Origin of the sequence: Kitasatospora sp. NPDC127121, assembly GCF_042677305.1 — a bacterium.
In the GTDB taxonomy this organism is placed as follows: domain Bacteria; phylum Actinomycetota; class Actinomycetes; order Streptomycetales; family Streptomycetaceae; genus Kitasatospora.
The window spans coordinates 44,305-54,902 of sequence record NZ_JBHXTQ010000018.1 but is presented as its reverse complement, the minus strand read 5'-3'; the positions used below and the strand labels follow the sequence as shown (position 1 = coordinate 54,902).

General features: G+C 74.0%; 11 protein-coding genes. 3 read left to right on the top strand and 8 right to left on the bottom strand.

Going from position 1 to position 10,598, the window contains the following annotated elements; genetic code table 11:
- Positions 1-87: 87 nt before the first annotated feature.
- The 3 genes from ACFVHI_RS12395 to ACFVHI_RS12385 all read right to left on the bottom strand — a co-directional run bounded on the left by ACFVHI_RS12395 (position 88) and on the right by ACFVHI_RS12385 (position 2,556).
- Positions 88-930 carry an undecaprenyl-diphosphate phosphatase gene (locus ACFVHI_RS12395; protein ID WP_380338408.1) on the bottom strand — a complete coding sequence of 281 codons (843 nt, stop codon included), beginning with the start codon at positions 928-930 and terminating at the stop codon, positions 88-90.
- Between the two features lie 250 nt (positions 931-1,180).
- The gene (locus ACFVHI_RS12390) at positions 1,181-1,894 is read right to left on the bottom strand and encodes a class I SAM-dependent methyltransferase (RefSeq protein WP_380338335.1); all 714 of its coding nucleotides are present in this window, start codon (positions 1,892-1,894) and stop codon (positions 1,181-1,183) included.
- Positions 1,895-2,019: 125 nt separating this feature from the next.
- Complete coding sequence (locus tag ACFVHI_RS12385; RefSeq protein ID WP_380338332.1) at positions 2,020-2,556, bottom strand: PadR family transcriptional regulator; 537 nt, start codon at positions 2,554-2,556, stop codon at positions 2,020-2,022.
- A gap of 115 nt (positions 2,557-2,671) precedes the next feature.
- On the opposite strand from ACFVHI_RS12385, the gene ACFVHI_RS12380 reads away from it, so the two are divergent.
- The 3 genes from ACFVHI_RS12380 (at position 2,672) to rox (ending at position 6,020) form a co-directional block, all read left to right on the top strand.
- Positions 2,672-3,436 (top strand): alpha/beta fold hydrolase, encoded by a 765-nt coding sequence (locus tag ACFVHI_RS12380; protein ID WP_380338405.1) that lies wholly within the window; start codon positions 2,672-2,674, stop codon positions 3,434-3,436.
- Positions 3,437-3,464: 28 nt separating this feature from the next.
- Positions 3,465-4,391 carry an aminoglycoside phosphotransferase family protein gene (locus tag ACFVHI_RS12375; protein ID WP_380338329.1) on the top strand — a complete coding sequence of 309 codons (927 nt, stop codon included), beginning with the start codon at positions 3,465-3,467 and terminating at the stop codon, positions 4,389-4,391.
- A gap of 204 nt (positions 4,392-4,595) precedes the next feature.
- Entirely contained in the window at positions 4,596-6,020 is a 1,425-nt protein-coding gene (gene rox / locus ACFVHI_RS12370) for a rifampin monooxygenase (RefSeq protein ID WP_380338326.1), read from the top strand.
- A 71-nt stretch (positions 6,021-6,091) separates the two neighbouring features.
- Here rox and ACFVHI_RS12365 read toward each other — a convergent pair whose 3' ends face one another.
- The 5 genes from ACFVHI_RS12365 to ACFVHI_RS12345 form a co-directional block, all read right to left on the bottom strand.
- Positions 6,092-6,955: a biotin-dependent carboxyltransferase family protein gene (locus ACFVHI_RS12365; RefSeq protein ID WP_363377279.1), complete on the bottom strand. Its 864-nt coding sequence runs from the start codon at positions 6,953-6,955 to the stop codon at positions 6,092-6,094.
- Positions 6,956-7,064: 109 nt separating this feature from the next.
- Positions 7,065-7,691: a 5-oxoprolinase subunit PxpB gene (gene pxpB / locus ACFVHI_RS12360; RefSeq protein ID WP_380338323.1), complete on the bottom strand. Its 627-nt coding sequence runs from the start codon at positions 7,689-7,691 to the stop codon at positions 7,065-7,067.
- Positions 7,688-8,464 carry a LamB/YcsF family protein gene (locus ACFVHI_RS12355; RefSeq protein WP_244293516.1) on the bottom strand — a complete coding sequence of 259 codons (777 nt, stop codon included), beginning with the start codon at positions 8,462-8,464 and terminating at the stop codon, positions 7,688-7,690. The genes pxpB and ACFVHI_RS12355 overlap by 4 nt, the downstream gene beginning before the upstream one ends.
- A 140-nt stretch (positions 8,465-8,604) precedes the next feature.
- Positions 8,605-9,141 carry a hypothetical protein gene (locus tag ACFVHI_RS12350; RefSeq protein ID WP_063350180.1) on the bottom strand — a complete coding sequence of 179 codons (537 nt, stop codon included), beginning with the start codon at positions 9,139-9,141 and terminating at the stop codon, positions 8,605-8,607.
- A gap of 260 nt (positions 9,142-9,401) precedes the next feature.
- On the bottom strand, positions 9,402-10,442 hold the full coding sequence (locus ACFVHI_RS12345) for an IPT/TIG domain-containing protein (RefSeq protein ID WP_380338319.1): 1,041 nt from the start codon (positions 10,440-10,442) through the stop codon (positions 9,402-9,404).
- Between the last annotated feature and the right edge of the window lie 156 nt (positions 10,443-10,598).

Sequence of the window (10,598 nt, the reverse complement as noted above, 5' to 3'; positions counted from 1 at the left end):
GACCGAGGGGCCGGCACACCCCCCGGGGGGGCCGGGCCCACTGCTGTTCCGGGGTCCTGCTGTTCCGGGTCCTGGTGGAACGAGGTTCTACTTCACGACGCCCGCGTCCGGGGCCAGCACACCGCCGGCCACCAGTCCGATGATCAGGACGCCGAGCAGCACCCGGTAGACCACGAACGGCAGGAAGCTGTGGTGCGAGATGTACTTGAGGAACCAGGCGATCGCCGCGTAGCCGACCGCGAAGGCGATCGCGGTGGCCAGGATGGTCGGCCCCCAGGCCGGTGCCGGGCCCTCGCCGATCTTGAACAGCTCCAGCGCCCCCGAGGCGAGCACCGCCGGGATCGCCAGCAGGAAGGAGTAGCGGGCCGCCGCCTCCCGGCTGTAGCCGAGCAGCAGGCCCGCGCTGATCGTGCCGCCGGAGCGGGACACCCCCGGGATCAGTGCGAGCGCCTGGGCGAGGCCGTAGACACCCGCGTGCGGCAGGGTGAGGTCGGTGATCGGCCGGGCGTGCCGGACCGCGCGGGTGCGGTCGGCGAAGGCCAGTAGCAGGCCGAAGACGATCAACGTGGTGCCGATGATCCGCAGATCGCGCAGGTGGGTCTCGATGGTGTCCTGGAACAGCTTGCCGAGGATGCCGATCGGCAGCGTGCCGATGATCACGAACCAGCCCATCCGGGCGTCCGGGTCCGAGCGCAGCGCCAGGCGGAACAGCGACAGCGTCCAGGTCCGCACGATCGAGACGATGTCCCGGCGGAAGTAGATCAGCACCGCGGTCTCGGTGCCGAGCTGGGTCACGGCGGTGAAGGCCGCGCCCGGGTCGTCCCAGCCCAGCAGGGCGGAGAAGACCCGCAGGTGGGCACTGGAGGAGACGGGCAGGAACTCGGTGAGCCCCTGGATCAGACCGAGAACGGCCCCGTGGAACCAGTCGATCACCAGACACCCACCAGGGGTATCCGTGAGTCGTCGTACATGTGCGGTCCTCGCAGGTCGGAGCGGGCGTGCGGGCAGGCGGGCAGGCCGCGACCCGCACGGCCATCGGGCCGCGCACGGGCGGGCGCGCGGCCGATGGTACGGGGTGAAGATGACTATTCTTTGTTCACCCTTTGACCCGGCTTTGCCCGTCGGCCCTTCCGTGACCCGCTGACTCCTCCGCCTGCCCTTCCGCCTGGCCTTCCGCCGCTCAGCCGGCGGGCCGGACGCGGACCCAGGTGCGGTCCTTGGTCAGGTAGCTCTCGACCGTCAGACCGGCGTCCGCCAGCGCCCGGTCGAACGCGGCGGTGGTGAGCGGCCGGGAACGGAAGGTGTGCGTCCAACGGCCGTCCGGGAACTCGTACTCGGCGTGGACGGAGTTCACGCCGTCCCCGACCGGCGTCGAGGAGACGATGCGCGACACGCCGTCGGTGCCGAGCCTGCCCTCGCGCGGCACGTTGAGGTGCCAGTCCTCGCCCTCCCGCTGCATCAGCACGCAGCCGTCCGCGGCGACGTGGCGGCGGCAGGTCTCCAGCAGGCCCTGGCGGACCGCCTCGTCGCCCGCGTGGATCAGGAAGGAGGCGAGCAGGACGACGTCGAAGCGCTCGCCGAGGTCCAGTCGCTCGATCGGGCTGCGCACGGTGCGGATGCCCGCGCGCACCCTGGCCAGCATCTCGGGAGACTCGTCCACCGCCGTCACGGTGAAGCCGCGATCGGTCAGCGGGTGCGTCATCCGGCCGACGCCGCAACCCAGTTCGAGGATGGTGGCGCCGGCCGGCACCGCGGCCTCGATCACGTCCGGGGCGTCGCCGACGGGGAGCCGGGCCCAGAGCTCGACGGCGCAGCCGTCCGGGGTGATCGCGCCCGGGCCCGTTCCGTCGTGCCCCTCGCGTCGTACGTTGCCGGTGTGCGTGTCGTTGGCCATGGGTGTCATCGGAACACGGGCAGGGCGGGGAGGGAAGGCGCCGCAGCGGGTTTTCGGTCAGTCCGTCAGTCCGTCAGTCCGGAAGCCTGTCGGCCCGTCATCGTCGGCCTGTCGGCCCGTCACCGTCAGCCTGTCGGTACGTCCTCCAGTTCGGCCAGGGTGGCGTGCAGCCAGGCGAGTTCGGCCTCGCTGGTGGCGCGGGCGATCAGCAGCAGGCCGCGGCGGAACGGGTCGGCGAACTCCTCGGCGCCGACCGGGCGGTCGCCGTCGTAGAAGAAGCTTGCCGGCTCGGAGAGGAAGGCCAGGCGACGGCGGAGCACGGAGGCCTGGGCGGCGGGGTCGTCGAGGTGGCGCAGGAAGGCGAGCAGGGTGAACCAGCGGTTCTCGTCGCTGATGTCCAACGGCTCGGGCTCGCGCAGCTGGTCGAGCAGTGCGGTGCGGCCGGCCTCGGTGAGGTGGAGGGTGTGCCGGGGTGCGGCGGCGCTGCCGGGCTCGGTCTCGCGGACCAGCAGGCCGTCGGCCTCCAGGCGCTTGATCGCCGGGTAGAGCGTGCCGTCGCTGATCGGGCGGACGTGCCCGGTGAGTGCGGCGAGGTGGCGGCGCAGCTGGTAGCCGTGCAGCGGGCGGTCGTAGAGGAATCCGAGGATCGCGAGCTTCAGCATGGGGCCACTCTCGCAGATTCGTCCCTCGGAGCTTCGGTATATCGGTTCCGCTATACCTCGATGGCGATGTATGGTCTGGGCGTTCCCAGCCCCCGATGGAGGAGGAGTCCCCGTGCTGCGCCACGCCCCCGTCACCCCGAACGGCGACCGGATCCGATGGGTCGAGCTGCCCGGAGCCGAGCCCGCCCGGCTCTACCTGCACGGCCTCGGCGCCAGCTCGCCCGCCTACTTCGCGGCCGCTGCCTCCCACCCGGGGCTCACCGGGCGCCGCTCGCTGCTGCTCGACCTGCTCGGCTTCGGCCTCAGCGACCGGCCCGCCGACTTCGGATACACCCTGGAGGAGCACGCCGACGCCGTCGCCGCGGCCCTGGCGGAGACCGGGCTCGCCGGAGTCGAGGTGATCGGCCACAGCATGGGAGGCGCGATCGCCGTCGTCCTCGCCCACCGGCATCCGGAGTCGGTCTCCCGGCTCGTCCTGGTCGACGCCAACCTGGACCCGGTCACCCCCGGCCGCCGGCCCGGCAGCAGCGGCATCGCGAGCTTCACCGAGGAGGAGTTCCTGGCCGGCGGCCGGGACGAGGTCGCCGCGTGGGTCGGCCCGTCCTGGTGGTCCACGATGCGCCTCGCCGGGCCCGAGGCGCTGTACCGCAGCGCCGTCCACCTGGCCCGGGCGACGGTGCCGACGATGCGCGAACTGCTGCTCGGCCTCGACCTCCCGCGTGCCTTCCTGTACCCGGAGGCGGGCGGCGAGCCGCGCGGCGCCGACCAACTCCGGGATGCGGGCGTACGGTTGGCGGCCGTCCCGGACTGCGGGCACAACATCATGCTCGACAACCTCGACGGCTTCGTTTCGGCGGCCGGCCTCGAACCTCGACCGTAGGCTGGGGAGTCGGAGAGGAGCCCATCTGATGCCTGTTGACGTCCCGCCCGCGCTGGCCGCGTCCCTGGAGAATTCCCTCGGCCCCGAAGGTCGCGCCTGGGCGGCCCGACTCCCCGCGCTGGCAGGCGAGTTGCTCGAACGCTGGGATCTGCGCCCGGACGGCCCGCCCGCGCACGGCGTCGTCGCCCTGGTGCTGCCGGTGTGGCGGGCCGACGGCACGCCCGCGGCGCTCAAGCTCCAGCCGGTGGACGAGGAGACGGAGGGCGAGCCGGCAGCCCTCCGGGCCTGGGACGGGCGAGGGGCCGTACGACTCCTCGGCCATGAACCGGCCTCGGGCTCGATGCTGCTGGAGCGCCTCGACCCGGGGCGTTCACTGCTGGATGTCGCGGACGACCGGGAGGCGCTGCACGTCCTCGCAGGCCTGCTAAGAGAATTGACTGGACGTCAGATCGAAGCCCCGGACCTGCGACGGCTGGCGGACCTCGCCGACGGTCTGCTCGCGTGGGCCCCGGCCGCCGCCGCAGCCCTCGTCGACCCGGCCGAGCGGCGCTTGCTCACCGACTGCGCCGCGGCCCTGCGCGAGGTCCGCACCGAGCCCGGCGACCGGCTGCTGCACTGGGACCTGCACTACGGCAACGTCCTCGCCCCGCCCGAGGGCGGCGGCCGCGCCCCCTGGCTCGCCATCGACCCCAAACCGCTCGTCGGGCACCCCGGCTTCGAACTCCTCCCGGCGCTGCGCAACCGCTGGGCCGACGTACTGGCCACCGGCGACGTCGCCCGGGCGCTGCGGTGGCGGTTCGACGTCCTGGTGGAGGCACTGGAACTGGACCGCGAGGCGGCGGTCGGCTGGACGCTCGCCCGGGTGCTGCAGAACGCCGTATGGGCGGTGGAGGACGGGGAGTCGGCGCTCGACCCGGCGCAGCGGGTGGTGGCGGAGCTGCTGTCGGGGCGTTGAGCGGAGCGCGCGCAGCGGGCGGAAAACAGCGGGCGGCAAACCGCGAGCAGAAACAACGAGCGGAAACAACGAAGGCAAGGAGGTCACCGACTCTCCTTGCCACTCTCAAGGTATAGCGGACTGGGGGGCTTGCGGCAAGGCCCCGGTCGTGCCGCAGAATGACCGGCCGAAGCCGGGATCTGCGGGCATACCTGGGGGTTTGTGATGATTGACGTGATCGTGGTCGGTGCCGGGCCGACCGGGCTGATGATGGCCGGCGAGTTGCGGTTGCACGGCGTGCAGGTACTCGTGCTGGAGAAGGAGACGGAGCGGCCCCTGCCGGCCCGGGCGCGCGGTCTGCACGCGCGCAGTCTTGAGGTGATGGACCAGCGCGGGCTGCTGGAGCGGTTCCTCCCGCTCGGCCGGAAGTTCGCGGTCGGCGGCTTCTTCGCCGGCATCGGCAAGGAGTGGCCGGAGCGGCTGGACACCACCCAGGCATACGTCCTGTCCATCCCGCAGGCGGTCACCGAGCGGCTGCTGACCGAGCACGCGACCGAACTCGGCGCCGAGCTCCGGCGCGGCTGCGAACTGGTGGGGCTGAGCCAGGACGAGGACGGGGTGAGTGTCGAACTGGCCGACGGCACGCGGCTGCGCTCGCGCTACCTCGTCGGCTGCGACGGAGGCCGCAGTGCGGTGCGCAAGCTGCTCGGCGTCGGCTTCCCCGGCGAGCCCTCCAGGGTGGAGACGCTGCTGGGCGACATGGAGCTGGCGGAGGAGCCGGAGACGATCGCCGCCGTCATCGCGGAGGTCCGCAAGACCCAGCTGCGGTTCGGCGCCATCCCCGAGGGGGACGGGGTGTACCGCGTCGTGGTGCCCGCCGAGGGTGTGGCCGAGGACCGTACGGCTGCTCCGACCTTCGAGGAGTTCAAGCGCCAGCTGCGGGCCGTCGCGGGCACGGACTTCGGGGCGCACTCACCACGCTGGCTCTCGCGCTTCGGTGACGCCACCCGACTGGCCGAGCGCTACCGGGTCGGCCGGGTGCTGCTGGCCGGCGACGCGGCGCACATCCACCCGCCGACCGGCGGGCAGGGGCTCAACCTCGGCGTCCAGGACGCGTTCAACCTGGGCTGGAAGCTGGCCGCCGAGGTCGACGGCTGGGCGCCGGAGGGGCTGCTGGACAGCTACCACGCCGAACGGCACCCGGTGGCCGCCGACGTGCTGGACAACACCCGCGCCCAGATCCAGTTGATGTCCCTGGAGCCCGGCGCCCAGGCGGTGCGCCGGCTGTTGGCGGAGCTGATGGACTTCGAGGAGGTGAACCGGTACCTGATCGAGAAGATCATCGCGATCGGGGTCCGCTACGACCTCGGCGAAGGGCATGAGCTGCTCGGCCGCCGGCTGCGCGACGTGCAGCTGAAGCGTGGCCGTCTGTACGGGCTGATGCACGGCGGCCGCGGGCTGCTGCTCGATCAGACCGGTGGGCTCTCGGTGGCGGGCTGGGCGGACCGGGTCGACCATGTCGTCGACGTCAGCGACGAGTTGGACGTGCCTGCGGTGCTGCTGCGCCCGGACGGCCACGTGGCCTGGGTCGGCGAGGACCAGCAGGGCCTGCGCGGTCACCTGTCCAGGTGGTTCGGCGCCCCCGCCTGAATGCACCGCCGCGGCTGGCTTCGGTGGTGCAGGAACCGCGATCGCGCCGGGAGGCGTGCTGTCGCGGCCGCTCAGCGCTCCCGCAGCAGTACGAAGCGCACCGGCGTGCCCGGGCGTGCCTGGGCGGCCGCCGCGAGGTCGGCGGCGGGGACGACGCCGATCACCGGGTAGCCGCCGGTGGTCGGGTGGTCGGCCAGGAAGACCACCGGCCGCCCGTCCGGCGGGATCTGCACCGCGCCCAACACCATGCCCTCACTGGGTAGTTCACCCGCCCGGGCGCGGGTGACCGGCGGGCCCTCGGTGCGCAGCCCGATCCGGTTGCCGGCCGGGGAGACCAGGTACCCGTCGCGGGCCAGCCGGGTCAGCGCCGCAGGCTCGAACCAGTCCGCGCGCGGGCCGAGCCGCAGCCGCAGCACCAGTTCGGCCGGGGGAGCGGGCAGCGGCACCAGGTCGGGCCGGGGGCGGTCGGGCGGAGGCGGGCCGACCGGCAGCCGGTCGCCGGCGGCGAGCGGGGCCGGTCCGAGGCCGGAGAGCAGGTCCGTCGAGCGGCTGCCCAGGACCGGCGGGACGGCGATCGCGCCCGCGACCGCCAGGTAGCCGCGCACCCCGGCGGTCGCCGCCCCCACCTCCAGCACCGCCCCGGCCGGCACCGCGACCGGCGCACCCCACGCGGCCGCCCGCCCGTCCACCCGGACGGGCGAGGGTGCGCCGGTGACGGCCACGACCACCGGCCCGAGGGCGCGCAGGGCGACCCCGCCGAGCGTGGTCTCCAGCCCGGCGGCGCCCGGCTCGTTGCCGACCAGCCGGTTCGCCGCCCGCAGCGCGGGCTCGTCCAGCGCCCCGGCCCTGGGCACCCCGAGGTGGGCGACGCCGCGCCGTCCGAGGTCCTGGACGGTGGTCAACGGTCCGGGCCGCACCACCAGCAAACCGCTCAACGCCCCCACCCCGTCCGCCTCCACCCCGTCCGCCGCCGCCCCGCCCCCGGCCGCCCCGTCCGCCGTCGTCCGGGGCCCGCGCGCCGCCCGCCGTCGGCCCGCACCCCCGCTACGCCCGTTCCGCCGTGAACCGCACCCGCACCCCGGGCGCCAGCAGCGCCGCTGGCTCGCGCCCGGTGTCCCAGAGCGCGAGCCCGGTGCGCCCGATCAGCTGCCAGCCGCCGGGGGAGGAGCCCGGGTAGACGCCGGTGTACGGGCCGGCCAGGGCGACCGAGCCGACCGGGACGCTGCTGCGCGGGGTGGCTCGGCGCGGGACCTCGTACCGGAGCGGCAGCCCGGTCAGGTAGCCGAAGCCGGGCGCGAACCCGCAGAAGGCGACCACGTACTCGGGCCCGGTGTGGATCCGTACGGCAGCCTCCTCGGACACCCCCCACAGTGCGGCGACCTCGGCGAGGTCGGCGCCGTCGTACACCGTCGGCACCTCCACCAGCGGCCCGGTCGCCGCCGCGGCCGCCGACGGACGGGCCGTGCGCAGCAGGGCCGCCAGTGCGTCGACGTCCGCGACGCCGTCCAGCAGCACCGTGCGCGCGGCCGGCACGATCTCCTCGACCGCGCCGAGCGCCCGGCTCTCCTGCCGCTCGCGCAGCCATCCGTACAGCGCGGCGACCTGCGCCGTGTCGTCGAGTTCGACCAGCAGCGCCCGCTCGCCGACGCGCCGGACGGCGGCGGGCGTCATGTGAACGCCTCCACCCGGACCCCGGCGGAGGCGAGGGCTCCGCGGATCCGCCAGGCGAGCTGGGCGGCGCCGGGGGTGTCGCCGTGGACGCACAGGGAGCGGGCCTCGACGGCGATCCGTTCGCCGCCGACGGCCTCCACCGAGGCGTCCCGGGCGATGCCGACGGCTCGGGTGATCACCGATTCGGGGTCGTGCACCACGGCGTCCGGGTCGCGGCGCGGGACGAGGGTGCCGGCCCAGGTGTACGCGCGGTCGGCGAAGGCCTCGGCGACGACCGCCAGGCCGACGCCCTCGGCGACGGCGAGCAGCCGGGAGCCGGGCAGTCCGAGCACCGGCAGCGGTCCGTCGCAGACCGCCCCGGCCCGCAGCACGCCGGCCACCACGGCCTCGGCCTGTTCGGAGTCGGTGACCACGCGGTTGTAGAGGGCGCCGTGCGGTTTGACGTAGGAGACCCGGGAGCCGGCCGCGCGGGCGAAGACCTGGAGGGCGCCGATCTGGTAGGCGATCTCGTCGGCGAGCTCCTCCGGGGGGACGTCCATGGCCCGGCGGCCGAAGCCGGCCAGGTCGCGGTAGGAGACCTGGGCGCCGATCCGGACGCCGCGTTCGGCGGCCAGCGCGCAGACCCGGCGCATCGTCGACGGATCTCCCGCGTGGAAGCCGCAGGCGACGTTGGCACTGGTCACCACGGACAGCAGGGCCTCGTCGTCGGTCAGCGTCCAGCGTCCGAACCCCTCACCGAGGTCCGCATTGAGATCGATCACCGCATCGGCCACGCCCGTCCGCCTTCCAGCAGCTGTTGAGCCAGATGGTAGGGCCTGCGGATGAAGGTCGTTGCCCGTGACCCGGGCCCAGGGGGCCCACCGGCGTGCGACCCCTGGTCACACGCCCTGGGGCGGTGCTGGGGGGCTCCGACTCAGCTCGCGGCCACCGGCCCCTGGAAGGAACGTTCCAGCGGGCGCAGCGCCCGCAGCACGATCAGCAGCGGGACGACGCCGACGATTCCGAACGACATGTCGATGAATCGCCAGCCCAGGGGGATCCCCCGCAGCGGCCCGCAGACCAGGGCCAGGGGGATGACGGCGCCGCAGGCGAGCACCGCCCAGCGGATCACCCAGATGTTGCGGACCGGGTCCTTGATCGGGCCCCAGAAGGCGGCGGCGATCACCAGGTGGGCGAAGGCGAGCCAGTCGGTGCCGTAGGCCAGGAAGGGGTAGCGGTCATTGGTCTCCGCGACGCCGGTGCGGACGCGTTCGATCCAGTCCAGGGCGGCCGGGAAGCGGTCGGCCAGCGGCGCGGCCGGCCCGGTCGCGAGATCGGCCAGCCAGCGGGTCTCGGTCTCCAGCGGGAAGGCCGTCAGGCCGCTCAGCACCAGGCAGACCACGAAGATCCAGAGCCAGCGCCGGACTCTGCGCAGTACCGCCGCGGGATCGGTGCCCGGATTGGTGTCCATGGTGCGAACCTCCATGCCGAAGAGCAGGCGGGGCCTTGTCCCGTCTGTGCGGAACCGACTCTAGACCCTCGATTTGAACGCGTTCAACTAGCCCCTGACGTGCGGGCACGCCCCAGACGCCGGGCCGGTACGCACCCCCGGACGCCGTGCGGGCGCGCACCCCCGGACGCCGGGCCGGCGCGCGCCCCCGGACACGCCGATGCCCGGGTGCCGGAGCACCCGGGCATCGGAACAGCCGGACTGCGCGGTGTACGTCGGGACTACGCGGTGTACGTGAAGGTCACCGGGGCGCTGGTGCCGCCCGCCGTGGTCACCGTGACGCCCACCGGGCCGGGGCCCGCCGCCGCCGGGGAGGTGGCCGAGCAGAAGGACGGGCCGCAGGAGACGTGCGCGGCCGGCACCCCGCCGAACGCGACCGTCCCGTACGTCAGGTTGGTGCCCTGGAGGTACACCTGGGTGCCGCCGGCGGCCGGGCCGCTGGTGTAGGTCAGGTTGCCGACCGTCGGCGCGGGCGGGGGCGGGGGCGGGGCGCCCGTGTAGTCGAAGGCGGCCGGCGCCGCGACCGTGCCGCCGGGGGTCACCACGGAGACGGGTGCGCTGCCCGTGCCGCCGGGCGTGATCACCGTGCAGGCGGTGTCGGTGCAGGTGCCGGCCGCCGGGACGCCGCCGACCAGCACCATGCCGTGCGCCAGGTTGCTGCCGCTGACGGTCGCCGCGGTGCCGCCCGCGCCGGGGCCGGTGGTGGTGTCGAGGCCGTCGACCGTGGGCGGCGCCTGGACGACCGGCGCCGGGGTGGTCCCGTCGACCGACAGGGCCGTCACGTGGCCGGTCGGGTCGGTGTCGTTCGGATTGGACACGGTCACGACGATCTGGCCGGTCAGCTGCTGGGTGTAGTCGCGGCCCACGTTCAGCTTCATGAACTCGTAGCGCCCGGGCCTGCGGGTGCCGATGAGGACGGCGTCCAGGTGGCGCCCGTCGGGCGAGACGGACTCGGTGAAGGTGTAGTCGTACGGGGTGGAGTAGAACATGCCGAGCTCGGTGGTGAGCCCGGGCGGCAGGTCGACGGTGATGTGGGTCGGCCCGGTGAGGTCCTGGGTGCCGGCGGAGGTCCAGCCGACCGAGAGCTTGCCCGGTCCGGGAGGGGTGGTGCCCGGCAGGAAGCCGTTCAGGGCTGCGGTCACGTGCTGCCCCTGAACGGCGGGGGCGTCGGCGGGGGCGGCTGACGAGGCGGCGGCACCGGTGGCGAGGGTGGTCACGGACAGCGCGGCGGCGAAGCCCGCTTTGACCAGTCGAGTGATCATAGGCCGATCATCACGGTAGCGACGCGCAGTCTTCACGGGTTTGCCGAATATCGGTTCGGAATTGGCGGAATCCCATCGAAATCCCGTTCTGAATTCACCCCCGACACGCCCTCCGGCCTGCCGCGCAGCCCGCCCACAAGGCCCGTTTCGGTCGAT

Bases quoted from the DNA above. Each gene is read 5' to 3' on its own strand.
- ACFVHI_RS12390 (WP_380338335.1), bottom strand. From the start codon at position 1,894: ATGGCCAACGACACGCACACCGGCAACGTACGACGCGAGGGGCACGAC.
- ACFVHI_RS12385 (WP_380338332.1), bottom strand. From the start codon at position 2,556: ATGCTGAAGCTCGCGATCCTCGGATTCCTCTACGACCGCCCGCTGCAC.
- ACFVHI_RS12375 (WP_380338329.1), top strand. From the start codon at position 3,465: ATGCCTGTTGACGTCCCGCCCGCGCTGGCCGCGTCCCTGGAGAATTCC.
- rox (WP_380338326.1), top strand. From the start codon at position 4,596: ATGATTGACGTGATCGTGGTCGGTGCCGGGCCGACCGGGCTGATGATG.
- pxpB (WP_380338323.1), bottom strand. From the start codon at position 7,691: ATGACGCCCGCCGCCGTCCGGCGCGTCGGCGAGCGGGCGCTGCTGGTC.
- ACFVHI_RS12350 (WP_063350180.1), bottom strand. From the start codon at position 9,141: ATGGACACCAATCCGGGCACCGATCCCGCGGCGGTACTGCGCAGAGTC.
- ACFVHI_RS12345 (WP_380338319.1), bottom strand. From the start codon at position 10,442: ATGATCACTCGACTGGTCAAAGCGGGCTTCGCCGCCGCGCTGTCCGTG.